The 25,548-nt window shown below is 53.2% G+C and carries 18 protein-coding genes; 5 read left to right on the top strand and 13 right to left on the bottom strand.

Going from position 1 to position 25,548, the window contains the following annotated elements:
• Positions 1–226: 226 nt before the first annotated feature.
• On the bottom strand, positions 227–3,388 hold the full coding sequence (locus tag VLX68_09925; GenBank protein ID HUI92551.1) for a PAS domain S-box protein: 3,162 nt from the start codon (positions 3,386–3,388) through the stop codon (positions 227–229).
• A gap of 329 nt (positions 3,389–3,717) precedes the next feature.
• Between VLX68_09925 and mscL the strand changes: the two genes are divergently transcribed.
• The gene (mscL, locus tag VLX68_09930; protein ID HUI92552.1) at positions 3,718–4,155 is read left to right on the top strand and encodes a large conductance mechanosensitive channel protein MscL; all 438 of its coding nucleotides are present in this window, start codon (positions 3,718–3,720) and stop codon (positions 4,153–4,155) included.
• 32 nt (positions 4,156–4,187) lie between these two features.
• Positions 4,188–5,081 carry a hypothetical protein gene (locus tag VLX68_09935; protein HUI92553.1) on the top strand — a complete coding sequence of 298 codons (894 nt, stop codon included), beginning with the start codon at positions 4,188–4,190 and terminating at the stop codon, positions 5,079–5,081.
• A gap of 563 nt (positions 5,082–5,644) precedes the next feature.
• Here the strand turns inward: VLX68_09935 and glnA are convergent.
• From glnA to VLX68_09950, 3 genes are all read right to left on the bottom strand, one after another.
• Positions 5,645–7,090: a type I glutamate--ammonia ligase gene (gene glnA / locus VLX68_09940; GenBank protein ID HUI92554.1), complete on the bottom strand. Its 1,446-nt coding sequence runs from the start codon at positions 7,088–7,090 to the stop codon at positions 5,645–5,647.
• Positions 7,091–7,361: 271 nt separating this feature from the next.
• Entirely contained in the window at positions 7,362–9,407 is a 2,046-nt protein-coding gene (locus VLX68_09945; GenBank protein HUI92555.1) for a fused MFS/spermidine synthase, read from the bottom strand.
• Entirely contained in the window at positions 9,404–10,054 is a 651-nt protein-coding gene (locus tag VLX68_09950; GenBank protein HUI92556.1) for a fused MFS/spermidine synthase, read from the bottom strand. Before VLX68_09950 ends, VLX68_09945 begins: the two co-directional genes overlap by 4 nt.
• 430 nt (positions 10,055–10,484) lie before the next feature.
• Between VLX68_09950 and VLX68_09955 the strand changes: the two genes are divergently transcribed.
• A complete protein-coding gene (locus VLX68_09955; protein ID HUI92557.1) occupies positions 10,485–12,152 on the top strand; it encodes a hypothetical protein in 1,668 nt (555 codons plus the stop codon).
• Positions 12,153–12,369: 217 nt separating this feature from the next.
• Here the strand turns inward: VLX68_09955 and VLX68_09960 are convergent, their stop codons facing one another.
• From VLX68_09960 to VLX68_09990, 7 genes are all read right to left on the bottom strand, one after another.
• On the bottom strand, positions 12,370–13,212 hold the full coding sequence (locus VLX68_09960) for a metallophosphoesterase (GenBank protein HUI92558.1): 843 nt from the start codon (positions 13,210–13,212) through the stop codon (positions 12,370–12,372).
• A 39-nt stretch (positions 13,213–13,251) separates the two neighbouring features.
• Positions 13,252–14,979 carry an LTA synthase family protein gene (locus VLX68_09965; protein ID HUI92559.1) on the bottom strand — a complete coding sequence of 576 codons (1,728 nt, stop codon included), beginning with the start codon at positions 14,977–14,979 and terminating at the stop codon, positions 13,252–13,254.
• Positions 14,980–15,034: 55 nt separating this feature from the next.
• On the bottom strand, positions 15,035–16,108 hold the full coding sequence (locus VLX68_09970; protein ID HUI92560.1) for a hypothetical protein: 1,074 nt from the start codon (positions 16,106–16,108) through the stop codon (positions 15,035–15,037).
• Between the two features lie 33 nt (positions 16,109–16,141).
• Positions 16,142–16,681, bottom strand: a complete 540-nt coding sequence (locus VLX68_09975) for a DUF1697 domain-containing protein (protein ID HUI92561.1) — start codon at positions 16,679–16,681, stop codon at positions 16,142–16,144.
• A 26-nt stretch (positions 16,682–16,707) separates the two neighbouring features.
• On the bottom strand, positions 16,708–17,331 hold the full coding sequence (locus VLX68_09980; protein ID HUI92562.1) for a nitroreductase family protein: 624 nt from the start codon (positions 17,329–17,331) through the stop codon (positions 16,708–16,710).
• 15 nt (positions 17,332–17,346) lie between these two features.
• A complete protein-coding gene (locus VLX68_09985; GenBank protein ID HUI92563.1) occupies positions 17,347–17,874 on the bottom strand; it encodes a DUF4375 domain-containing protein in 528 nt (175 codons plus the stop codon).
• Positions 17,875–18,035: 161 nt separating this feature from the next.
• On the bottom strand, positions 18,036–20,306 hold the full coding sequence (locus VLX68_09990; GenBank protein HUI92564.1) for a T9SS type A sorting domain-containing protein: 2,271 nt from the start codon (positions 20,304–20,306) through the stop codon (positions 18,036–18,038).
• 373 nt (positions 20,307–20,679) lie between these two features.
• Between VLX68_09990 and VLX68_09995 the strand changes: the two genes are divergently transcribed.
• Together VLX68_09995 and VLX68_10000 are read left to right on the top strand one after the other, a co-directional pair.
• Positions 20,680–20,817, top strand: a complete 138-nt coding sequence (locus VLX68_09995; GenBank protein HUI92565.1) for a hypothetical protein — start codon at positions 20,680–20,682, stop codon at positions 20,815–20,817.
• A 180-nt stretch (positions 20,818–20,997) separates the two neighbouring features.
• Entirely contained in the window at positions 20,998–23,832 is a 2,835-nt protein-coding gene (locus VLX68_10000; protein HUI92566.1) for a DUF4982 domain-containing protein, read from the top strand.
• 375 nt (positions 23,833–24,207) lie between these two features.
• Here the strand turns inward: VLX68_10000 and VLX68_10005 are convergent, their stop codons facing one another.
• Complete coding sequence (locus VLX68_10005) at positions 24,208–24,609, bottom strand: hypothetical protein (GenBank protein HUI92567.1); 402 nt, start codon at positions 24,607–24,609, stop codon at positions 24,208–24,210.
• Positions 24,581–25,528 (bottom strand): DUF5677 domain-containing protein, encoded by a 948-nt coding sequence (locus VLX68_10010; GenBank protein ID HUI92568.1) that lies wholly within the window; start codon positions 25,526–25,528, stop codon positions 24,581–24,583. Before VLX68_10010 ends, VLX68_10005 begins: the two co-directional genes overlap by 29 nt.
• Positions 25,529–25,548: the final 20 nt, after the last annotated feature.

Genomic DNA, 25,548 nt, shown 5'->3' on the forward strand with positions numbered 1-25,548 from the left:
AATAAAGGGATATTTGATGAAGGAAGGCTCGCCCTGGTTCCCGGCTTCCTCCGCCGCCGCGTTAGTCCGGACTGGAGTGGTGCGCAAGGGCGCATTGACGGCCGACCCCGCCGCTAGGCATCTGGCTGTCCGGCAACGAGGCCGAATGGCCGAGCCCGGAAGGAGGGACGACCCGAGCCCGAGTCTTTACGAAGGCGAGGGGAACGCACATGTTTATTTTGTTAATCTATTTCAATGGCCCCACCACCCGCTCAAGCACATCGCCAAGTTCTTCTTTTGTAAATGGCTTCCTCAGCTTACCCTTGAAACCAAACGCCGGCGGGTCGGTCATCACCGGGTCTTCCGAAAAGCCGCTCGCCGCGATTGCGATGACCGCGGGGTTGATTTTCAGCAAATCCTTCAGGGTGTCCTTGCCTCCCATGCCGGCCGGCACGGTAAGGTCGAGGATGACAAGGGCGTACGGCACCGGCGAGGAAAACGCCTTTTGATACTTTTCAACCGCTTCGGCGCCGTTTTTTGCGGGATCCGCGGTATAGCCCATGGTCTTCAGCATCTCGGCCGCCACGTCGCGAACGAAATCCTCATCGTCCATGACGAGCACGACACCCTGGCCGCGGTGCTTTTTTATCCTTGTGGAAAGGGGCTCCGCCGCGGCGGACGGGTGCGCCGGCAGATAGATATAAAATGTTGAGCCGATGCCGAGTTCCGATTCCGCCTCGATGATGCCTTCGTGCTTCCTGATGATCGAATAAGCGGTTGCAAGCCCGAGCCCGCTTCCTTCCTGCTTGGTGGTGAAGAACGGGTCAAAAATATGCGGCAGGTGGTCCTTTGAGATTCCAATGCCGAAATCGCGGATGGAAATGCGCACATAATCGCCTTGCGCAAGAGGCGCCGGAACCGGCTGGCCTTTCGGGAAATTTTCCGCGGTCACGACCACCGATCCGCCCGTGGGCATTGCCTGCCGGGCATTGATGAGAATATTATCGATGACTTGCCCAAATTGGTTTTCGTCAACCTCGCACGGCCAGAGGCCGTCGGGAAAACCGAAGCGCGCGCTCACGCTGGAGCCGCTCAGAACGAAATTTGTCGTGCTGGTGAGAAGGGGGGGGAGCGAGAGCGTCTTTTTGACCGGTGCACCGCCTTTCGAAAACGTAAGCAATTGTTGCGTGAGCGCGCGCGCCCTGTTGAAGACGTCGAGCGCTTTGGACAGGTTCATGGCCACCTTGTCTGCCGCACCCGACGAATTGAACATGCGCGCGACATCGATGTAGCCGAAGATGCCGGTAAGCAGGTTGTTGAAGTCGTGCGCGATGCCGCCGGCGAGGATGCCGAGCGATTCAAGCTTTTCCACCTTCTGCATCTGCTGCTCGAACCTTTGCTGGTCCTCCTCGGCCCGTTTGCGCTCGCTGACGTCGCGGTAGTTAATGACGATACCGTTGATCGCGCTGGCATCAAGGAGGTTTTTCCCCACGCATTCGAGCCAGCGCCAAGAACCGTCGCTGCGTCTGTAGCGGAGGAATATTGGGAAGCTCTCCAAAGGATGCGCCAAGGCCCTGCCGAAGGCCTCCTGGGCCCGCACCGAGTCGTCGGGGTGAATGTTTTTAAACACGTTTGCGCCGTATCGGTCCTCCGGGGTGAATCCAAGGATTCGGGTAAGTCCGGGGCTCGAATATTTCACTGTTCCGTTTCTGTCAACAACGGCGATGCCTTCAAAGGCGTTTTCGATGAGCGTTTTAAACCGCTGTTCACTGTCCCGCAGCGCGTCCTCGGCGTGTTTCTGGCTGGTGACGTCGCGCTTGATGGAACCGAACCTGAAACCGTTTTTCGTTTTTATCGGGAACACGACCTGCTGTATGATGGCCGACGACCCGTCCGGCTTCTGTATCGGCGTTTCGAAGGGTTTCCCCAGCATGGGATTGTCACCGCTTTTGATCATTGCACGCATCATCTCCCGGATGCGTTCGTAGAAACCGCGGGATTTCACCTCAGCCGGCCGCATCATGGCCTGCACGTCCCACATCGCCTTGCCGATAACGTCGCCGCGTTTGAGGCCGGTCATTTCTTCAAGCGCCGTGTTCCATTCGGTCACGGTTCCGGTCTCGTCAATGAGTGAAAACCCTTCGAGGTTCTGCTCTATCATGGAGCGGAACTTTTCCTCGCTTTCGCGCAGGGCCTCCTCGGCATGCCGCTGCTGGGTTATGTCGCGGGTGATGGCGCCGAGCCGGAATCCGCTGTACGTTTTGATGGGAAAAATGGTCTGTTGTATGAAAGCACGGGTTCCGTTTGGTTTGACGATCTTGGTCTCGTAGGGTTTTCTCCCGCCCGGCGTCCTGCCGCTTTTGAGAACGGAGAGCATTTTTTCCCTGCGGTTGAAATGGTCGGACGCCGTATTTTCATCCGGCCGCATCAGCGACTGCACCTCCCAGAGAGGCCTTCCCAGGACATCATGGCGCGCAAGGCCGGTGATGTCCTCAAGCGCCGCGTTCCATTCGATCACCATTCCCTTCTCGTCAATAAGGGCGAAGCCCTCGAGGTTCTGCTCGATGAGGGAACGGAACTTCTCCTCGCTTTCACGCAAGGCTTCCATTGCTTTCTTGTATTCGGTGATGTCAAGGGCGGAGGCGAGGACGCAGGGGCTGCCGGCGATCTGCACGAGTTCAGCTGACCACAAGACGGGTACGGTTCCCCCGTTTTTTCTGCCGATTTCAACCTCGATGGTGTGCAGAGACTTGGAGGCCGCGAGGTCCTTGAGCATTGCCTTGCGCGGTTCGTCGTCCCAAAGGCCGAGTTCGGCGGTGGTTTTGCCGATCAGTTCATTTTGATCGAAACCGGTGAGCTGTAACAGCTTGCTGTTGACATGAAGGAACATCCCGTCCGATTGCCGGGTGATGGACATGGCGACCGGGCTTGAATGAAAGACCCGCGCAAACTTTTCCTCGCTTTCGCAGAGCGACGCCACGGCTTTCTTCCGCTCCGAGATGTCCCTCGATATCGACAAGACGGCCTTTTTTCCATCATAGTTGATATAGTGGAAATTGACCTCCACGGGGATCTTCCTGCCGTCTTTGGCAACCAGGGTACGCTCGATCAAATGGCTTCCTTTTCCGGCAAAGACCGCGGAGACCTCGCGGTTGATCGCCTCTTCCTTCTTTTCGCTTATGTCCAAAGGAGAAAGGTCGAGCAGTTCCTCGCGGGTGTACCCGAGCCATTTGCACAACGTGTCGTTCACCTCAAGATAACGGCCGGGAAGGCCGTCGTCACGCATCTCGAACAGGGATGAGGCGTCCCGCAGATTGTTGAAAAAAAGCTCGTATTTCTTCTGGCTTGAAAGCAGGGCTTTATTGATTGACAAGGAGGGCAGACGTGGTTTTTTTTCAGGCTTTGCCATGATCGTTTTCCCCTTTAAGGAAGATAATCACCCTTTCCGGGTATTCAATCAGTCCTGTCCATTCCACGGGCGATTTTTTTTGTTAAAAGAAAATTCTAAACAGGGATCAGCTATAATTTTACATGATGGGCGGCGATAGTACAAAGTTTTTTCAGATATTACGATAAGCCGGTCCGCAACTATGCCATTACGTATGCCGTTGAAACGGCCCGCTGCCGGGGCAGGGAGCGATAAAACTATAAAAATCTCCGCATCCATTATTTATCTTGATAACCGCCACCGCCTTGATAAATTCTTCGCATCTTCTTTAAACAGAAAGGGGAAGTTTCATGAATCCCATAAAAAATATCGCCGGCCTCGATCCGGCAAAAAGGGCGTTTTCGCTGGTTGACGAATTCAAGGCGTTTGCCTTCAAGGGCAACGTCATCGACATGGCCGTCGGCATCATCGTCGGGGCGGCGTTCGGGAAGATCATAGATTCGTTTGTCAAGCACATCATCATGCCGCTCATCAGCCTGCTTCTTCCGGCGCAGCAGGACTACCTCAACTGGAAGCTCGTCATCGGGGCAAAGGTGGTGCCGTACGGACTGTTCGTCGGCGAGGTTGTGAACTTCCTCATCATCGCCGGGGTGCTTTTCATCTTCATCGTGAAATTCCTGGGGGTTCTTACCAAATCAAAGCAGAAGGAGGCGCTCGCGCCCCCGCCGTTGACAAAAGACCAGGAGCTGCTGTCGGAAATACGCGACTTGTTGCGGAATAAAAACTGATGATGCGACAAAAAACCAATCGGGGAGGGAATATGAAATCCATCAAAATACTATCAATCGCTGCCGGTGCCGTCGTGCTGGCGGCAGCGGCTGCACAGGGCGACCCGTGGAAGATCGACCTGGACCTCAACCTCACGACCGGGGTGAATTCCTACAGCGACAATTGGGTGGGCGGCGAGGCGGGATCGTTCAACTGGGGCTCACAGTTCCTCGGGATCGCGGAGAAGCAGATCACCGCAATCACCAACACCCGGTCCACGCTTAAACTGCAATTCGGCCAGACCGCGGTGCAGAACAAGGATACCAAGCAATGGGGCGCGCCGCAGAAATCGACCGACCTCATCGATTTCGAGGAGCTGTTCCGCTTCACCCTTCACGCATGGGTCGACCCGTTCATCAGTGTGCGTGGCATCAGCGAGTTTCTTGACGGCAGCGACACGCTTCTTACGCGTTATGTCAACCCCTGGGACGTCACCGAGGCTGTCGGCGCGAGCCGCACCTTGCAGAAGAACGACAATGTGGAATGGACCACGCGCCTCGGCGCTGCCGTGCACCAGCTGGTGGACCGCCAGCACCTCGACACCGCGACCGGCACACGCGCGACCGACGTGACCAACGACGGCGGCGCGGAATTCGACATGGACCTCAGGGCCAACAACAGGGAAAAGTGGGTGGAGTATCTCGGCTCGCTGAGGGTGTACGAAGCGCTCCTGAGCTCGAAGGCAAACGCGGCAAAGGGCACGCCCGCCGAAAACGACTGGCGATATCCGCATGTTAAATGGGAAAATACCCTGACATTGACATTTGCTAAATATCTCATGCTCAACATGTCAGCCTATGTGTATTACGACAAGGACATCAGCAAGGATGCGCGGCTGAAGGAGACGTTCGCGGCGGGCGTGACCTACGTGTATTCAAAAAAATAGCAGGTTCCGGATTTAATCACAGCGCCGGATGGGCAGAACACTTTTGATTCCGCCTGATAAATTTTTAAACGCCGGGTGAGGCATCTGCGGCGCTCGTGAGCGGAGCTTTTTTGCGTTGTCCTTCCCATTGCTGGTCGTCATTTCTTGACAATACTTTCCGTGGTTGACTTTTTGTTGAAGTGTTTCGCAACAACAGTTGCTCATGTGGCGCTGCTTCTGCCGGATGCATCTTCCGTGAAGATCATAGGTCCAAAAGTCAGTTGCCAGGGGAAAATTTTATTCCGGCGTTATGAACTGGACGACAGGTGACTGCAGCGATGAGCGGTGCAGGTATCTGGTCCGCGATCGCGGTTACCGCCGCACTCTTCTGGGAATAAGAGGCGGGGGTTCTTTAGAAAAACCCTGCGGATGAAAAAAAAAGGACCTCCGGCCTTTCGGCCGGAAGTCCCTTCCCATACAACACCACTACTCAGAATAACTGAGCAGGTCTGTTGCTTACGGCACCCGCGCCGTTCGGCACGGGTGCTGCAATCGGGTCGTCCTCGTTCGACGTTGACAAAAGATCATGCGTCGAAATAGAGGTGATATTCCCACGGGTGCGGACGGAGCGACATGGGATCGACCTCGTTCTTGGTCTTGTATTCGATCCACGTGTCGATCACGTCCTGCGTGAACACGTCGCCCTTGAGCAGGTACTCGTGGTCCTTTTCCAGGGCCGAAAGCACGTCGCGGAGCGAGCCGGGCGTGTGCGGGACCTTGGCGAGTTCCTCGGGCGGCAGTTCGTAGATGTCCTTGTCGAGCGGCTTGCCCGGGTCGATCTTGTTCTGGATGCCGTCGAGACAGGCCATGAGCATCGCCGGGAAGGCCAGATACGGGTTGCACGTCGGGTCGGGGCAGCGGAACTCGAGCCGCTTGGCCTTTGCCGATTCCGAGTACATCGGGATACGGATGGCGGCGCTGCGGTTCCTGCTCGAGTAAGCGAGGTTCACCGGCGCCTCGAAACCCGGCACCAGGCGCCGGAAGCTGTTCGTGGTCGGCGTGCAGAACGCAAGCAGCGACGGCGCGTGCTTGATGATGCCGCCGATGGCATAGAGCGCGGTCTTGGAGAGCCCGGCGTATTCGCCGCCCGCAAACATGTTCTTGCCGCCTTTCCAAATGGAAATATGCGTGTGCATGCCGCTGCCATTGTCCTGGAAGAGCGGCTTGGGCATGAACGTGACGGTCTTTCCGTATTTCTTGGCGACATTCTTGATGCCGTACTTGTATTTGATTACCGCGTCGGCCATTTGAACAAGCGGGGCGAACTTGATACCGAGTTCCGCCTGTCCGGCCGTGGCCACTTCGTGGTGCTGTTTCTCGCTCTCAACGCCCATTTTAAGGAGCGTGAGCATCATGTCGCTGCGGATGTCCTGCAGGGAATCGGCGGGCGGGACCGGAAAGTACCCTTCCTTGTGCCGGATCTTGTACCCGGTATTGTGCGAATTTCCGCATCCGTCAATATTCTCCGCGCGGCCGCTGTTCCAGATTCCTTCTTCGGAATCGATGTAATAATAACCGTAGTTGCAAGCCTGGCCATAGCGGATGTCGTCGAAGATGAAAAATTCTGCTTCGGGCCCGAAATAGGCGGTGTCGCCGACGCCGGAGGCCTTGAGGTACTTTTCCGCCTTGCGCGCAATGTTGCGCGGGTCACGCGAATAATCCTGGCCCGTGATGGGATCGCAAATGTCGCATATGAGCGTGAGCGTTTTATCCTTGAAGAACGGGTCGATAAACGCGGTCTCGGGCACGGGTTTAATCAGCATGTCGGATTCATTGATGGCCTGCCATCCGCGGATGCTTGATGCGTCGAAACCGAGACCCTTTTCGAATGCGCTTTCATCAACTTCAACCGTGGGGTAGGAGAAATGCTGCCAGGTGCCCAGGAAATCAATGAACCTGAAATCGACAACCTCAATCTTCTCGGCCTTGAGCATGGCCAAGACGTCCTTGGCTGTTTTTGGACTGCCCATAAAGCGGACTCCTTCTGAATAAGTGGTTGGATGTATGGAAACAACGTACACGGCAGTGCACGAAGGGGGTTGAAAATTGCAACTTGTATGCCATTCCTATATTGTTGAAATAAAACGGAAATTTGAAAAATTATAGAGGATTATGGCGGATTCAGGAAAGTATCCTAGCACGAAATTGTAACATCTGGCTGACAGGTGGTACAAAATTGTTTTAAATGATGAATGCTTGAAATAAAATATTTCAGTGAAAATACCCCACATCGGTGGCTTGCTATTGGTTTTGGCCGTCAGTTACATTTCCGCCATTCGCTTGCATCGCATCCAAAAACGAGTTGAGGTAATCAAGTTCCGATGAAACCCTCATCAATAAAAATTTCGCGTTGTAATCTTCCGGATCAAGCTGCAACGCCGTTTGGTAGTTGGAGATCATCTGCTCGAAAATCGCCTTGCTTTCCATAAGGTTCCGTATGATCTGAGCTTTTGATTTTCCGAAGTCCTGTTTTATCCGTAAAGTCGCTTCTTTATATTCAAGCATAAGCCCGTCAAAAACATGCCCCATGGCCTCGAAGTTTCTTTCCATCCTTTGCTTGACCGCAAGCGCGCTGTCCGGGTTCAGATTGCTGAGTTGCGGATACACGCTTTTTCTGTTTTTAATGATTGATGCAAGCTCCATGAACGGCTTTTTCTCAAGTTCGAATTTAGAGAAGATTATTCGCGGCTTATCGTCGGTGTTCACCGGCGCGCTGCCGGCAAGTTGGGCGATGGCGTCCTGATCCATGAGAAATCCGTTGAAAAAATCGTATATGGTATTGATGTTCAGCCGGACCAGGTCGTCTTTTATCTGCGTGTTCTGAAACAGTTCCTGTGCTTTGAAAAAGTCAATGGTCATGGGGCTTCTTGAGCCGAGCAGCACGGTGTGGCCGAAGGTCTTGTATCCTCCTGAGTAATACACAGCGACATAGGGAAAAACGGTATGGAACGTATTGAGGATGATCTTGTAGTCCTTCTCCAGAATGCCGTGCAGGGGGATCCACTGGCACATGATCCCCCGGTCGTTGAGCCGGTTTTTGCACAGCGCGTAGAATTCCTTTGTGTAAAGGATCCAGCTGTCGCTGCTCGTGGGGTGCGTGGCGTCCGCGCTGATGATGTCGTAGCGCCTGCCGGTAGTGAGCACGTAATTGCGGCCGTCATTCACGATGAAATTTATTTTCGGACTGTTGAGCACGTCGTGGTTCTCGGCGGAGAAATTTTTCGCCGCGTTGAAGGCTTCCTTGCAGATCTCCACGCAATCCACGTGGGAAATGCCGGGCAGCCCCGCGATGGCACCGGCGACGATGCCGCTGCCGAAGGTCACGATAAGGGCATCTTGCGCCTGGGGGCAATACAACGCCGGCAGCAGCGCAAGAAAGCGGAAGGCCCGCATGCTGAAATAATCGGTGCTCACCTCGCCGGTGTTGTCGATGAGCAGGTATTTTTGCGCCGGCCGCCGCGTGTCCTGGAAAACGGCAGTGGTGCCGTTGACGTTTTCCTTAAGGTAAAGCAGGGTGTTCGCCGGGGGCGGATATTTGGCGCCGTACACGGGTAAAAAGGCATTCTGGGGGATGGCGATGGTGAGGAGGCACGCAAGGACAATGCAGCTTCCACTGACGGCAAGCCGCAGCGGCTTCAGTAGGCTGGCTCCCCGCAAGAGGCACGCGGCACCTGTCAAAATATTCAAAAAACTCAGTACCGTGACGCTGTTCTGAACGCCGAAAAGCGGAATCAGAACAAATCCGCCGGCAAAAGACCCGAGCACGCCGCCGACGGTGTTGACGCCGTACGCTTCGCCGATGGATTTTCCCACCAGTGGCCGCCCGCCCGAATAGATTTTGCCGATGACGGGAAATGCGCCGCCCATAAGCATTGTGGGCAGGAGCATGGCGCAGGCAAACGAAACAAACCTGATGATGATTTCAGCGTTCCAGTTTTCCCCGAAAATTTTGCCGAGCGCAGGCATCAAATTGTTAAGCTGAGAAATGATGGGAATGGAAAGAATGCAGAGAAGGCCTATGCCGAACTCCATGATGCCCAGAAAAAGGAGAGGGTCTTTCTTTCTGTCGACAAACCGGGGAAACAAGTAGCCGCCAACAGTGATGCCGAAAAGAAAGGTCGAAAGCATTATTCCGAAAGAATGGATGCTGTTGTCCACGAAAAATTTGAGGATTCTAAACCATACCACTTCATACGCCATGGTGCAGAACCCTGCAAGCGCGGCGATGAGTAGGATAAACACGGCGTGTGGCGACCCGGCCTGCACGGCAACAACTTTTCTTTTCATGTGCTTTTCACCTCGGCCGGGACGGGCTTGATCACCACAGGAACTGCAAGCGCCACGGCAAGGTCGGTGAGCGCGGCGAGCACGATGCATCCTTTCATTCCCAAAGCCCCCAGCAGAAGAAAGATCGTCGCCAAACATCCCAGAACGCTGCCGAGCGTGTTTACGGAATATAGCAATCCCATGTCTGCTCCCAGTCGGTCGGCGTGCCTCACGTAGAGCTTGCATGCAACGGGAAACGTGGCGCCCATAAGGGTGGTGGGGATAACCATGAACAGCATCGACAGGGCGAAAAGCACGATCCTGAAGACAATAAAATTGGGGTTGAATAGCTTAAACACGCCAAGATAAATAGCTTGAAAAAGGGGAAACGCCAGAAGCATCACGATGACGGACATGAAAATTCCCGCATGAATGAGCGAAAACAACGCGCCGGTGTTTTTTGTTTTTTCAGAAATTCTTCCAAAGAAAATTCCCCCAATGGCAAGGCCGAGCATGAAGGCGGCCAGCACCGCGCTCACGGCAAAAACCGTGACCCCGAAAACAAGATTGAACATGCGGGCCCAAACTATTTCGTATACGAGGTTGCACACGCCCGAAATGAAAAACAGGGTGATGAGCGCGTTTCCGGAATTCTTGAGGGGTTTCATATCGTTTGCAGCCGTTTGATGATCAGCTTTGGGTTTCAAACCATTGGCAAAATAATATTCTTTTCAATCCATGAGGTCGGCTATTTTATTCCCGGATTACAAATATGAAATCGCGAATTGCACGTAGATAAAAAATTTACAAGATTTTTCATGATTTCTTTCATATATTTATGGATGTGGGGGTGGGCATCACGTGCGTCCTGCCGATTGCCTCACCATGATAACATTCAGAAAAGGAATCATGTTCACTGATGTGAACAGGATATTAATAATTCATTAACAATTTCCTTCGAATTCCTTTTATTTTTCTTATACTTATATTTTATGAGGTATTTTAACAATCAATCTGATTCTTGTGACAAGACCGGAATTCTTACCATTGATTAATTTCAGAACTCATCATTATTCATTTTAACGAAAGGGAGTTTTTATGACCACGTGTTCAAGAGCAGCAGTCGCGGTTCTGCTTGCGGGGTGTTTTGCGCTTTCGGTTTTTGCGCAGGACATTAACCTCACCGGAACCGTCACGGATTCCGCTACGCAGGCCGGAATAAAAGGCGCAATCGTCAAACTGAAGGTGGCGAAATTGTTCGATACGACCGATGCGAACGGTGCATATACCTTAACGGGCAACATCTCCGCGATCCGTTTTAACGGATCATATTCGACGCAGCTCGTCGGCACGCCGCATTTCAGGCAAAGCAGCCTTTACCTTGGCGTTGCGAACAACGGCGAACAGGTGAGGATCGACGTGTTTGACCTGCTGGGAAGGGACGTCAGGTCGTATGTGGATGCCAAGCTCGACCGCGGCAATTACCAGGTGAACATGTTCGAGCCCGCGTTCGCCGGACAGTTATACTTTGTCAAAGTGAATATCGGCGGCAAGTCCACTATGCTCAAGATGCCTTTCATGGGCGAAAAAGCCCAGGCCGCCGGACAGCTCATCAGGAAGATCAGCGGCAGTGGAAGCGCTAAGGTCGCGGCGGATAACGATACCCTTATCATCGTCGCCAGCGGTTACAAAACGATTCGCAAGGGGATCACCTCCTATACCGGCACCAACAATTTCGTGATGCCGTGGTACGGCCATGTTGGCTCCATCATGTTCGACATGGGCTCGTATTCGGGCGCCGAGTATCCCGCCGCCGTCATCGTGAACGATTCCGATCTCACCGGCGCAACCGTTCCCGTCAGGATCAAAAGCAGAGCGGACACCGTCGGTTTTACGCTGATTCTCAAGAAGGACCCGACCACGGCCGGGCAGTATCTCGACTCGATCTGGTTTAACATCAACAGCTCCGATTCGGCCAAACACATGATCATGGTCCAGCAGGCAAAGGATGCGATGGGCGACACCATCTATGCCTTCTACAACGAAGCTGCGCCGGCAATGCAAGATACCGCCACGGTTCAATGGTCGGGCAACGCCGCGGAAGTCAACCCGGGCGCGTCAATGTACGGCGGTCTGACCGTCAAGATGGCAATCAACGTGTCTGACCCGGATGTTGCCGATACATTCGTGACCGTCACCATAAAGAGCCAGCCCGCGGACTCGGTGGTGGGCATTCCCCTGACACTGCCGATGGTGCCGGGATCGTGGGGAACATTCTCCGGTCTGCTCGGGGTGACGACCGGACCTTCGTCGGCGGCGAACAGGACCATCAAGGTTACCGGAAAAGATGTCCTTCATGGCGAGGCCATTATAATCATCTATCAGGATAAGACACCGATGGAGACGAGGCTGGGAAGCATCTGCACATGGCGGCCGGTTATCGGATCTATTTTGCTCGATTCAACCGATTATCACGGCACGACGAGCAAAATGAACGTGACGCTGTACGACGATGACATTGCCGCCAACACCGCGGTCGTCACGGTGAAAAGCAAGAAGGACCCGACCGGGTTCATCGACACGCTCAAATATTCGGGCACGGGCTCGGGCAGGGTGTTTTCGTCGGACGTCGGCTTTTCCACGACGGCGTCCAATGCGACGACTGGCGTGATTGGGGTGCTGTCCGCCGGAGATTCTGTGTATGTAACGTATGTTGACGACACGCCGGACACCGTGATTGTTCAGGGATCGGCGTGGCATCCGTAAAGAGTATTCGAACCGGTAATTTTATCCCCGGCCCGCATGCGTTAAATGGTAATGCGAGCCGGGGATTTTTTTTCCTCATCAAATTTCCCCTTAATGCAGCGCTCTCAAAACGGATAATCCAAAGCCCATGCGAGGAAAAGGCTGGGGGAAAAACGGATGGCGCAAATCCGAATTACCATGCCTTCAGAAGGCAATGGCCGTGAGAAAAGTGTGAATGCTAGCGGGTCCTCTTCGGAGTAACGCCCACCGACGAGCCGAACACGTCGACCAGGTAATAGCCCGATTCGGAATAAACATGGCTCGTGTCCGCAAACGGCAAAAGGCGTACATTGGTGTAAAACGGAATTTTATTCCTGAAGCCGAACCAGACGCCGTGGTAATGGCCGGAGAGATAGGCGATGACATTGCGTTTGTCAAGATACCTGAACAATTCCTCGGAATTCATCACGGAGAAGCGCGGCGTTTCGGGATTAAGGGGAAAGTGCGAAAAAACGATGATCGGCATTTTGCTGGGGAAATTAGCGAGAATTTTCTTGAGCCAGAGCTTGGTCGACACCTTCACCGTGACCGTGGTCTTGGCGCCGTTCGACAGATCGAGAAACACCAGTCCCACGTTTTTATGCATGATCAGGTAGTTGAGGCGGTTGTCTCCGAACACCGAAAGGTAATTTTTTTTTCCGTTCTCGTCGGTGTCGTTCGTGATGTCGTGGTTGCCGATCACCGTGTAATAGGGCTTGTGCAGGCTGTCAAGCGCGGTTTTAAGCCATTGCATGTGCGCGAGGTCGCCGTTCTCGGTGAGGTCGCCGGCGAGCACCACGAAGTCCCATGAAGGCACCTTTGTCCTCCATTCGCCGATGACGTGCGCCATCGCAACGCTGTCGGCAACGCGCCCGCCTTCGCCGATATGCAGGTCGTTGCAAAAGATGAACCTGAAACGCTCGGTCGAATGTTTGTCCGCGCTGTCGGGTGAGCTGCAGTGCTGGCCTAACAGCAAAGCAAGGGAAGCGGCGAATGCTGCGATGAGGCGGAGTTTTGGCATGAGGAAAGGGGGTAGTTCCATATGCGCCTTTTCTTAGTATACCCAATAATACCGGGGAGGTCAATGCCAATTTTTCTTCTCATTCATGACCTCCTGAAACAACTCAGCGCGTGAATAGGTGCTGCCGCGCATCGAAAGGACGCCGTCTTGCAGCGGAAGGTCAAGAAGGTTCACGCCGCGCGCGCGCATGCGGAAGGGTATTCCGCTTGCGTAAAGGGCGGTCGGGGCGACATCGACGAATGACGGGACGCATTCGTTTTCATGGTACACGAGGGAATCCGGGGTTATGATAAAAAGCGGGACGAATTCAAAAAGCCGGTCGTCATAAAGAAACGATGCCTTTTTGTAGGAGCCCACGTCGGTGATGGGTGTATGGTCGCCGTACATGAAGATATAGGAGTTCGGGCGCAATTTCCTGATGCTCGCGATGAGACCGCGCAATTCCTTGTCAACATACGAAAGCGAATTGAAGTAGTTGAGGGTATGCTGGTCGGTTCCCGTTTTGAACTGGGGGCTCCGATAATACGGATTGACTAGGTTAAAGGGCTCATGGCTACTCATGGTGATGATGTAATACAGAAAGGGCTCCTGCTGCGCGCGGAGCTTGTTCTTGACAAAATCGAATACCGCGCCGTCCGGCGCGCCCCAGGATATCTCGCGCAGGCCCATGGCCGTCATGTCGTAAAACTTCTGGAATCCCATTTTATCGTAGGCTTCGGTCCTGTTGTCGAAAATGCCCTTGTTGCCGTGGAAGGCAATGGTTTGATATTTGGTGATGTTGAACCGCTTGAGCATGGAATTGATGTACCGGTAATTATGCAGTTTTATCGAGGGGAAATCCGCGAGCGGTTCAAGGCTGTTGATCACGGAGACCTCGCAATCGGTGGTAAGGCCCGCCTCGTGGTAGCTGAGGGCGTACGGGAAATAAATGCATTCCTGGGAGAGCTTGTGGAGAAACGGCGTAACAAAGACGCCGTGAAACTGCCGGTCAACGATGTTTGCGTCCATCGACTCCACCTGGATGCACACGATGTTGGGATGCGGTCTTCCGGTCCCTTTCGATGTTATCATGCGTCCATACCGCTGGCTCAATGCGAAGTCGGGCGTTTTTCTATGGCTCAGAATGTCCATCACGGTAAATGATACAAGGCCTTGCGATTTGATCATGGCGACATCGCTGGCGGCCGGGTCAGCCACCATTTGCTCCGAAAGGGGTTTGAGCGGGTTCCATAAGATGATTGCGGTAAGCACGGTGATGACGGTGCACACCAATATCGGCCTGAACAGTAACGAGCGGTTCACCCTTGAAAATCTCGAATAGACGATGAGCAGGAGGAGCAAGAACGGCAAGTCGGCGACCACGATCCACATTCTGAGGTCCAGGGGAATCGGCGTGTTTTTCACCAGCTCCGTGGCTTCGGTATACAAGCCCAGGTACTGGCTGAATCGGAGAATGCCGCCGACGCTGAAATGGTACGAAAGATTGACGAACATGTAGAATGCGCGAAGGCAATAAAACCCCGCAAGCCAGTACCACTGCCGCGGCCAGGTAAGGAAAATGAAAATAAACATGGAAATAACTATGTTTTTAAATAGAACCTGGAAGAAGAGGTCGAACGACGACATGACCGGCACATCAACCAGGAAGCAGTAGAAAAGCGAGATTTTAAGCGCGTTCATGCCAACAAACAGAAGGAAGATGAGGACCGCCAACGTCGCCCGCTGGCGCAAGGCCCTTATTAAAGTGATGGCAAAAGGGGGCAATATTTTTTTAATTTTGTTTTTCATGCCAGGGACCAGCCTTTAAAGTGTTTTATGAATAGCTCAGCATGCCGGATAACTCCTAGGGCCTTAATGTCGCGCTGTCCGGCATCCACAAGTGGTATTGTTTTCTCCTCACGTTCCACGGATGAGTCCAATGAAAATAATAGAATTTTTCTGGTCTTACAAGCGGCGCGCTGTCCGAAACAATCGCTTCTCTGACCGGTTTGCCGCTAGGCCAGACACCCATAAACCGCTGGACGGCGCTGCCGTTGCTGAGCGCGACCTCCTTTGCCGCCGCACTGCCGGTGAACGCGTAGTCTGCAAGCGCGTCGAAGAAACGAAAAATGCCGTAATAATCGAGCATGTTCGTGACGTTCCTTCCCTTGCTGAAGGTGTTGGGCGTTGAATGGTCGGCGATGAGCCTGCACGAATCTCCCTGCGAAGAATCGCTGAGGAGCACGATGAATTTTTTCTCCGGATACGGAATGCTTATTGTTTGGAAGACGTCTTTTGCCATGCGGTGGTCGTTGCAGTCGTCGTCCTGGAACACCTCGACCATGAGCTTTACATGCGGGGGAAAGTTCTGCAGTTGTTTCTGGGTTATCTCGAAAACGTAATGCGGCGCCATGATGTACATGAACGCGCCGTTTGCGCCCCAATGCTGTTTCGTGAGCGCCCGGTACATGTGGGAGGGAATCGCGCTCGCGCCGAACGAATGGCCCATCATTCCGATGCGCGTCGTGTCAAGGTAGGCCGCAAAGCGCCTGCGGGCCTCGACGATGCCCCTGAACATGCGGCGGTAGGTCATGCCCTGGTAGGGGAACGAAACCATGCGGTAGGTAAGCAGCACAACGCAATACCCTTTGCTTGACATGTGGCGCAGCAGCCGTTCGTAGGTGGCGCGGTCGTTGCCGCCTTTTCCCATGCCGGGGATGAAATAAACAAGCGGAAGGGGCCGGGGAACATGCCGCGGCCGGAACAGGTAGAATTTGTCGTGGGTGAAAAGGCCGCCCGCCACGCTGTCGACGGTGATTGCAACCGCGCCGTCTGAACCGTAGCCGGAGGTAATGGGGTTGGCGGTGTGGGGGCATTGGCCATGGGCGGCCGTGAAAGAGAGGATGACAACAAGGGTCAGCAGGTCAGGAGGACGCATAGGATAAAATTAATGTGATCGTGAATCGCCGGATTATCGATCTTTTCTCTGTGCCAACTCTCTAATTGCCAGGACGGTGTTCCAGTTCCGCGTCGTGGCGATGAGCCCTGTCTTCTTTTCGATTTGTTGATTGTTCATTTTAGTCCTGCCGTAGCCGTTGGGGCAATACAAATAAATTTCCCGGTCCGAAACGCGATAGTCCTCTTGGCCTTCCTTGCTTAATTCAATTTTCGTTCCCCTGGTTGACTTGTTGAGAAACGTGACGTGGAGAAAGGCCGGATCATGGTTTTTATTGCCGAGAAAAGGATTGCCGCGGATGATGTCGTCCCATTGCTTGACGGTCCGGACAACAACGTTCACCTCGAGCTTCCGGCGCTTAAGGATCATCGACCCGATCATTTTCTCCAGGGAGGCCGCTGCGGAACCGGGCGAATCAAAAATGACGTTGCCGCTTTGGAGATAGGTTGCCGCGTTTTTATAGCCGAGCGATTCGAAACCATCGATAAGATCCTGCATCTTCAAGGCCCTGCTGCCGCCGACATTGATGCCGCGGAGAAGCGCGATTACGATCATGTGATCGTTCCTGAGCGGTTGATTGACTATTGCAAATACTTTACCGCAGCGTCCAGCGACTTCTTCTTCGGCCCTGCGCTTGACTTCTGCGCATATCCCACCGGCACCACCGCCATGAACTCGCCGGCGGGAAACTCAAGGAAGCTCAATACTTCCTTTTGAATCATTATCAGAATTCCCAACCAGACCGACGCGAGCCCGAGCGAAGTGGCGGCAATGAGCATGTTCTCCACCGCAGCGGCGGAACTCTGGATTTCCATGATCCTGAAGAAATCCCGCACCGGGTCGCTGTCAACTTCGAATAGTTCCGGCCCGCGCCGGATCAATTCCCCGGTGTTCATGACGGCAATGACAACCGGCGCGCTCGCAATGCTTCTCGCGGCCATGCGCAGCAGCGCAGAAGTCGGCCGTGGAAAGCGGGCGGAATTTTCTGTAACAAGATTGACCAGTTCCGTTTTCTTGGTTCCCCTGATTATCACGAATCTCCAAGACTGCTGATTGTGCGCTGAAGGCGCCTGGTTGGCAGCGTCCAATATCGAGGTAATGTCTGACTGGGAAACGGACTTGTCCGTGAACGAACGGATGCTGTGGCGGTTGAAAATGGATTTAAAGGTCTCGTTTCCGTGTGATGGCGAGCCGGCTTCTGTCATTCAGAACTCCTTTATTTACTCATCGGCGATATTATTTGACTTGATAAATTTGATTTTGTTTTTATTTTTTTTAATATATTCAAATAAAATACCCGTCACATCCTCTTCACATTCGGTAAACTTTCGGTCGAACTCCTTCAATGTTTCCAGTGTCCCCTCGCTCAGCTCCTGCAGAATATCATAAATCGCCTCGCCCGTGATCCTGCCTTTGATACCCAGCGCGCCGATTGCGCCCTCCGATACCTCCGCCGCCTTTGGGCATCCAGTTGATTTCAGCATGCCAACCACCTCGGCCGCATACACCGGCGTGTTCATGAAAAATTGCCGATAACCGTTTTCCCTTACGTCGCGCTGCAATGCCTGAATGACTAAAACCGCTTTTTCCGGTTCGGAAAGCTTTTCGTAACCGATCTGTGCCGCTTTTTCATCCAAGGCGGATTCAAAGGCGAAGACGAGCGAGTCGATGCGATAGCCGGCTTCCATTGCGAGAAGATCGTCAACGGATTGGCCGGAATAGGAGGGAAGGATTTTCTTTTCTGGCATGGTGATGTGCTTTAGTAAAGATGAAGGAATTAAAGATATATTTGAGGATAGGGAAAGGCCAAATTATTGGCGCAAAAGCCCTTATTTAAATGCCAAACGGGGCACCAGTGCAGGAAGCGCGAAGGGAAATCTGTTTATTTGAAGTTCTCTGTACGGGGAGATTACCTGACATTAACCATTTTCATCGTCACAACCTTTCCGTCCATGCTGCATTCCACCACATAGGACCCTTTGCTTAAATCAATTCGCTGCGCCGGCCCTGCCGGATGATTTTTGTCAAAGGTCATTTTCTGGATGAGCCGGCCCTGAAGGTCCAGTATGATTACGGAAAAGGTTTTTCCCGCAAATTCCTGCGGGAATACGATCTGGTGTCCCGCGAGCCGGACTGAAAAATTACCGATCACACTGCTATTCTTCATGTTTGTCACGCCGGTCGTCGCGCAAGCCTGCGGCGCAAGCGTATCAGCCATGATGTCTTGGTACGCGGCTTCGATGCCGGCGCCGTTGATGATGGCCTGGGCCGCGGCCGACCAGGGGTTTCCGCTTTCGTTATGCGTATTGGTGACAGGGCAATTGGTGCCATTGTTCTGCAAGCTGGGCTGGTTGGTATAGTTGTTGTCCGTGACGATATTGTGGATGGTGTTGCTCCAGAGGTACAGCCAGAAGCTCGCTGCCTTATCCACGACATTGTTGTTGATTGCCCAGAGGCCCGATCCTTCGTCCGGCATTATCGCCGTTGCTCCATTGATCGTATAGTTTCTTGCTATTTGCGAATTAGGCGAGGAATTCATCACGTAAATCGTCCCGCCGTCATGCAATACCAGGTGATCGTTGCCGACTTTGTTATAGCTGATGGTAATGTTGTTCATCACCGTTGACGGCGGAATGGATCCCGATGCACCCCAGTACCAGCCCAGCGCGATCACGCCGTATGGCATGTAGCTCATGTCATTATGCGAAATTTCCAGCCCTTCGATAAAGTAGCCCGAAATGCCCTCGACCCGGATGAAATCCATGGAGGTGTTCCTTGCAAAGTTGTCCTTCACAACGTTGCCTTGAGGTGCGCCTGCGATTCCGGGCGGGAATAACGGTCCGTTGCCGATTATATAGTCCTGCGGAGTTGAGATGTTGACCGTATTGCCCGCCAGGTCCTTGAAGACGTTTCCGATGATCGTGCTGTTGATCACGTCGTTTTCCAGATTGATTGCGATCGCGTTGCTGCATTGCAGGAATTTGCACCGCTCGATGCGCAGTGAGTCGCAGTTCCTGACGTCAATGGTCGACTGCGGCAGATCCTCGTTGGTGAAATAGGCCGCGTTATGGTCGCCGTCGGAGCGGAACTTGTAGAAGACCGCCGAGCTCTGCGAGCCGACGAACCCTTTTGAACCCGCGACATCGAAAAGCGAGCAATGGTCATGCATGAACGTAATGCCGTAAAACTGCAGGTTCAGAATTCGGTTCGTCGTTGACGCTCCGTAGATTTGGAGCAGTCCTTCGCTGACGGGCGCGATGACCATGGCGGTGTTCATGTTCTCGCCCCTGCTGTAATAATAGAGGGTATGGGCCGCTCTATCGAAATAAAACTGACCGGGGCTTGCGAGCAGTTCATAGGCGTTTCTGAACGTGAAATTGTACTTTGCACCAGACCCGTCCATGACGCCGAGCGCTCCCCATCTCAATTTTGCCGCGATGGCGCCCGTCGGCTGCTGCAGACTGACGGTGGTCGTTGTGCCGGAGGTCGTCATGTCCCTGACGCACGCTATGTTGTCGCACCATTGCCAGTTCCACTCGATCTCGACGTCGCCGGGATTGGCAAAAGCAGGGAGCACCGATGAACTGAACGTCAAGGCGTCGAACGCCGACCCGCTCGTCTGCGCCCAGGGCTCGGTGCCGGCAACGGTAAACGTCCCCGAGGTGCCGGATGCCTGTTTGTTTTTCACTTCCGTCATTTTTGCCCGCACTCCATTGACATAGAGGCAGCGCAGCTTCGTGTCCCGGTTGAGCGTCGCCTTGTAGATGCTGCCGCTCACGAGCGTCCAGCCCGTCACCGGCACGCCCCCGCTGATGACCGGCTTCTCGTCAACGCCGTTGCTGTTGTATGCTTTGTAAATCACCGAAAAGCCGTCTGTTCCCCCGTCGGCCGGGCCAAACGCGATTGGCGAGCCGGTGTAGTACGTGCCGCAGCGCAGGTAGACGTAAATGTCGCCGGTCAGGGGGCGGTTCACGGTGCGGACCGCGTCGCGCGCCTTGGTGATTGTCGCGAAGGGCCGGGCGAGCGTGCCGGGGTTGGTGTCGCTGCCGTTCGGCGACACATAATAAGACGCCTGGGTGGCGGCATAAACCGGCATCCACGCGGGCGCTAACAGGATACTGCAGGCAACGATCAACAACCATTGAAGGAGTTTTTTTGATTTGCGATTCATTCTAAACATGAATAAACTCCTTTTTACTTTCACCGACAAGGCGTAAAGAAAGGTGATGAAATTCTTTCTAGCTCGTCTTTGCTTGCCGGCAAGCATCTATGGAGGATAATCTACAAAATCGAGGCAGGAGGTGAGAAAGAGGAATGATGTGTCGGTTCAGGTTGGTGATATATTAATGTATAACTTTACATGGGGGCGCGGGTGGAGGTTGGGCAGGGATTACACCTTTTTATATGCCGGACGGGAGCGTTCGCTGAAGTACATTGAATTTTATTCCCGAATTCAAGGATGTTGCGCTTCGCGCATTTTATTACGTCGCTTACCTCATATCGGCCTAAATAAAAATATCCTATGATTTTTTATCGCCGCCTTGCGGCATTCCATGACGGTTGCGTTGTCAATCCAGCGGGAAACCGTTGCGGTGAAGACGATGAAAAACAGGATGATGTTCCGCGCCAGGGGCGACCGGAGGCCGTCGCAAAGCGCGGTGCTGCCCGGACGCCGCCGCGCAGCGGCATAGCGCCGTGGCAGCCGGAGCCGAAGGCGAGACCGAAGTGAGAACCGGTGCCGTGACCGGCAGGCGCTATGATAAATCGTAACTTCTTAATAAAAACGCGAAGTGGTTTATTTTGGCAATTTGTTGCTGGAAGAGCTATATTTTTCATTCAAACCGTTCAGTCAACATAATAAAGGGGGGGATATGCAACGGAACATGATGCTGGCGGCGGCGTTCATTGCGGTCGCAGGAGCTGCACTCTGCCTGGCGGAAACCTACAGCCCTGAGCCGAGCGACAGGGTCGATATCAACATGGGCGTCACGCCGTGGAAGTTTTCAAAAGGAGATGTTTCGGGGGCGACCGCGGTGGCGTTTGACGACGGAGCGTGGAAAACGGTCGGCGTGCCGCATACGTTCAACGACGACGACACCTACATCAACAACATCAGCGGCGACGGCGCGACCTATGGCGGCATGGCCGTGTACCGGAAGCATTTCACGCTTCCCGCGACCTATGCCAGCCGGAAGGTTTTCATTGAATTCGGCGGGGCCAACGTCGCCGCCGCGGTATATATCAACGGGACTTTCATTAACAGCAACAGCACGCTTGATCCTCTCTCCACCTACGCGTACGGTTTCGAGCCGTTCATCGTCGATGCCACGCCCTATGTGCATTTCGACGGGACCGACAACGTGCTCGCCGTCCGCGTCAGCAATCAAGGCGTCATCTATACCGATCCGGGGTTCGGGGGCGAACCGCGGTTCGGACAACACGACGGCGGCCTGTTCCGCCCGGTGTGGATGCGCATCACCAACAAAACATATGTGCCGGCAAACATCTATTCCGTGGTGAACAACTGGGGGACCTGCGTCGGAACGGTGAGCGCGAGCGATGCGTCGGCGACCGTGCGCATGATGACCAATGTCATGAACGAGAGCGGCGCGGCGCAGAGCGTCACGGTGACCACCAAGGTGGTTGACGCGCAGGACAACGTCGTTTTGTCCCTGACGAGCGCGCCGCAGTCCATTGCCGCGAACACGGCGTACGTGTTCGACCAGAGCGGCGACATCGCCAATCCGAAGCTGTGGTACCCGGCCAATAGCATCTGGGGAAAACCGAACATGCACAAGGTTTATCATATTGTCAAGGTCGGCGGGACCACGGTCGATGTGTTCACCAGCCCGCTCGGGATCCGGAAAATCACGTGGGACACCGACTATCCTTATATCAACGGGCATATGCATTATATGTGGGGCATGGCGGGCCGTTATAATTATCCGGCGCTCGGCTCCGCAGTGCCCGACGAGCTGTTGTGGAAAGACGCCAAGCTCACCGCCGATTGCGGCGGCACGAGCTGGCGGCCCGGCCACTCCGCCTGCGCGCACGAGTTCGTTGAGGCGTGCGACGCGTACGGCGTCATGCTCGATCAGCCGAGCGGCGACGGCGAGGGCGCGTTTCAGGCCAGCAACCTCAGGACGATAACGATCGCCTTCAAGACCCAGTTGCATCGCGACATGATAGTCCATGACCGCAACCATCCCAGTATTCTCATGTGGGAAGTCACCAACGCCGGCATCATCGACAGTCTCGCCCGGTCGCTCAAGGCGCTCGCACTGCAATGGGACCCTATCGAAAAGCGGGCCCAGTCGGACCGGTCGTATGGCGACGGCTGCAAGGCCGGTATCTCCGACGTCATCGAGTGTTCTTCGTCGGGATGCGAAGCGGGACAAAAAAATGGGGGGGTGGGAACCTGCGGAAAATTTCCGGCGTACGGCGCGGAAGCGTGGGATGCGGGCCCGGCGCGGATGTCACGCTTTGCCTATGATTATGAGCTTGACTTCTCAGGTCCTTACATGCAGAACTGGACAGCCTCCTGGAAAGCGGATGCGTTCGGCCTTGCGCATTGGTATCTTGCAGAGCCGCCAGGAGAGGTGGGAACGTTTCTGGGCGACGCCCGTACGGCGCGATCGTTCGGTTCGTCGGTCATGGATGCCAACCGTCTTCCCAAACTGCTTTACAATATCTACCGCGTCTCCTGGATTCCGTACAGCATTAAACCCGGCGTTTGCATCGCGCACCATTGGAATAGAACGGGAACGGTGCGTGTCAACGTGTTCAGCAACTGTCCTAAAGTCCGGTTATCGCTCAATGGGACCAGCCTCGGCGAGAAGGTGCCCAACCCGGCCGAAGGCGGGGGCACTGCGAGCTGGAGAGACCAGGCTACGACGCTTATTTCCTATCAATGCTATTGGGACGTCGCCTGGGCGGCAGGTACGCTCAAGGCTGACGGGCTCGATTCCACCGGCAACGTCGTCTGCTCCGATCAAAAAGTGACGGCCGGCGACCCCGACCATGTCAAATTGACCGTGGATCCGAACCTGCAAAAGCCCGACGGGACCACCTTCCAGATCACCGCGAACGGAACGGATTGCGCGACTCTCCTCGCCACCGTTGTTGACAAAAGCAACAACTGGTGTCCGACCGCCGTTAATCCGATTACGTTTGCCGTTACCGGGCCGTGCGAATACCGCGGCGGCACCGACGCCTTCGTCACAGCCGGACAACCGGTCGGGTATCATGCACCGCTCGATCATGAACTGAGCGCCGAGGGCGGCATGTGCAAAATCGCCGTTCGATCGACGTTCACAGCCGGGGCAGTGACCGTCACCGCCACTTCACCGGGGCTGGGCCAGGGGACGGCCACCTACACCGTATATCCGGTGGGTACTGTTTCAACGATTTATAGTCCAGGAACCGCCGGTGGAATTTCGGGAAGCGCCATGCGCTTTCTTGAAATAAGGGGTAATGTTGTGCGCTACTACCTCGAAACCCCCTCGGTGGTCGGCTTCGAAATGATTGATGCGGGCGGGCGCGTTATTGGACAAATCGCCGGAGCCAGGCAGGACAAAGGGTACCATTCCGTACCGCTTGTCAATGGTTCGATGTCGGGAAAGAAAAGCGGAAACGGAGTGTATTTTGTCAGGAGCAAGGTGGATGGGAAATATGTGAATGTCAAGAGGATGATAGTGCTGATGTGATGCCGGAGATTTTCCGGCCTGTTATTTATAACGGTAATAAAAACAGAAAGAGCACGACCTGGCAAGATCGTGCTCTTGTTATAAATTGATTATTCACCGCATCAACAGAAATTTAAAATTCCCGGTGCCGATATCTTTTGATGCGTTCCAGTTTCTCTTTCGCCAATGTGTAGGGTTTGGTTTCTTTGGCAACGTGCGCGCTATCCGCATGAAGTGACGCCCCGAAAATTATAGAACGAAAATGCTTCGCCCTATCAATCCGTGATGTCAGGTTTACTGAATCGGCATTTTCATGCTGGCGCTGTTGGGCGCTTTAAATTTGTACGTTACTGTGTTTCGTATTTTCTGCGGCGGCGCCTTTCTTTCCCTCCTGGTTCATTCTCCATCGAGAGCACCTACCTCAAAAACGTCGGTTACCGGGGTTCCAAAAAGCTTCGCTGCAGCTGCTAAATGGTCTGGAACGTGGGGCATAAAGCAATAAATCCCATCCGATATTTCTTGCTTAGTGAATTTGTCTGGCCATAAAATCAGAGCCATAATGAATGCTGCGTCGTCTGTCCAGTCAAGCAAATGAAATGAGATACGGTCGGCAATTTTCTTATCAAGTTCTGTGCGAAGAACATTAGTTATAGTTTTTCGTAATTTTTCTGGGATTTGAGCATTCTTTATTGAATCGGCTCTTTCACCTACAGCGTCTTTGTAGAGATTAAAAACCTTTAACCGAAGATCTTTATGCTTCTTCTTCAGTTTACTTAACCACGTCCTTTTGTAATTCATTGGATTTTGCCGCCTTTTTGTCAATTCGTATTTCGTCCATTTCGTTTAAATATAGAAGAAGCTTTGCCATTTTCTCAAGAACGTTAATTGTAAAGCGGTCAGGGTCAGATTTTCTCCAGTTTAGGAAATCAATGGATGCTTTTATTGGTATTAAGCTTTGAGGCAATATGTAGCGGGGATCAACTCGGTCATGAGAGTATTTCGGTAAAAAGCCGGTGCCTGATTCCTCTAGATGGTTGATTTGAATGTCGTACCATGTTCCATGAATATAAGCACTTTGGCTTCCGAAGAGGAAGGAGTATGCTTTGCCCCACTCAAAAGATTTATCGCGGTCGTTAAGGAAGTCAAGGATCTGTCGGAATGACCTATTATCAAGTTTCCAATGTTTGTTAGTCATCAGATCGTCAATTGAAAGGTTAACCTTGTTAATCCTGTTTTCAATTTTCCTAACCATCCTTTTTTCAATATTGAGAAGAGGACGTTCTTTTTCCCGTTCCTTGATATATTTGTAGTCCTCCATAGTTGATTTAAACGATGACTTTATAAAACTGTCTATTGAAGATTTCCCGTTGATTATCAAATATTTCATTATTGTGTAAGTCTCAAAAAGTAATCTAGAAAAAATTGATGCGATTTCACCTTTGTCGCTAGAAACTGAATAAAGGAGGTGGTCGTACAATTTGAAAAGACGAACCATGTGTCCCACTATCACTGCATCGTGTAATTCGAAGGAATCCTTGTTTGTAATAAATTCGTCTTTTGTAAGCGAGCCAGTACATAGAATTGCCAAATTTCTTATATAATTACCTGACTCAATTCCTAATTTCATCAAGGTATTAAAATCACAAAGATCTGACCTTTTAAAACAGGCATCAACCCAACTTTCAATTCTATTGATCTCTTGAATTGTTTCGTCCATATTGGTTTTCTTGTTGTCGT

This window comes from Chitinivibrionales bacterium, from assembly GCA_035516255.1.
Taxonomy (GTDB): domain Bacteria; phylum Fibrobacterota; class Chitinivibrionia; order Chitinivibrionales; family FEN-1185; genus FEN-1185.

Coding starts and splice junctions, on each gene's coding strand:
- VLX68_09925 (HUI92551.1), bottom strand. CDS start 3,388: ATGGCAAAGCCTGAAAAAAAACCACGTCTGCCCTCCTTGTCAATCAAT.
- mscL (HUI92552.1), top strand. CDS start 3,718: ATGAATCCCATAAAAAATATCGCCGGCCTCGATCCGGCAAAAAGGGCG.
- VLX68_09935 (HUI92553.1), top strand. CDS start 4,188: ATGAAATCCATCAAAATACTATCAATCGCTGCCGGTGCCGTCGTGCTG.
- glnA (HUI92554.1), bottom strand. CDS start 7,090: ATGGGCAGTCCAAAAACAGCCAAGGACGTCTTGGCCATGCTCAAGGCC.
- VLX68_09945 (HUI92555.1), bottom strand. CDS start 9,407: ATGAAAAGAAAAGTTGTTGCCGTGCAGGCCGGGTCGCCACACGCCGTG.
- VLX68_09950 (HUI92556.1), bottom strand. CDS start 10,054: ATGAAACCCCTCAAGAATTCCGGAAACGCGCTCATCACCCTGTTTTTC.
- VLX68_09955 (HUI92557.1), top strand. CDS start 10,485: ATGACCACGTGTTCAAGAGCAGCAGTCGCGGTTCTGCTTGCGGGGTGT.
- VLX68_09960 (HUI92558.1), bottom strand. CDS start 13,212: ATGGAACTACCCCCTTTCCTCATGCCAAAACTCCGCCTCATCGCAGCA.
- VLX68_09965 (HUI92559.1), bottom strand. CDS start 14,979: ATGAAAAACAAAATTAAAAAAATATTGCCCCCTTTTGCCATCACTTTA.
- VLX68_09970 (HUI92560.1), bottom strand. CDS start 16,108: ATGCGTCCTCCTGACCTGCTGACCCTTGTTGTCATCCTCTCTTTCACG.
- VLX68_09975 (HUI92561.1), bottom strand. CDS start 16,681: ATGATCGTAATCGCGCTTCTCCGCGGCATCAATGTCGGCGGCAGCAGG.
- VLX68_09980 (HUI92562.1), bottom strand. CDS start 17,331: ATGACAGAAGCCGGCTCGCCATCACACGGAAACGAGACCTTTAAATCC.
- VLX68_09985 (HUI92563.1), bottom strand. CDS start 17,874: ATGCCAGAAAAGAAAATCCTTCCCTCCTATTCCGGCCAATCCGTTGAC.
- VLX68_09990 (HUI92564.1), bottom strand. CDS start 20,306: ATGTTTAGAATGAATCGCAAATCAAAAAAACTCCTTCAATGGTTGTTG.
- VLX68_09995 (HUI92565.1), top strand. CDS start 20,680: ATGACGGTTGCGTTGTCAATCCAGCGGGAAACCGTTGCGGTGAAGACG.
- VLX68_10000 (HUI92566.1), top strand. CDS start 20,998: ATGCAACGGAACATGATGCTGGCGGCGGCGTTCATTGCGGTCGCAGGA.
- VLX68_10005 (HUI92567.1), bottom strand. CDS start 24,609: ATGAATTACAAAAGGACGTGGTTAAGTAAACTGAAGAAGAAGCATAAA.
- VLX68_10010 (HUI92568.1), bottom strand. CDS start 25,528: ATGGACGAAACAATTCAAGAGATCAATAGAATTGAAAGTTGGGTTGAT.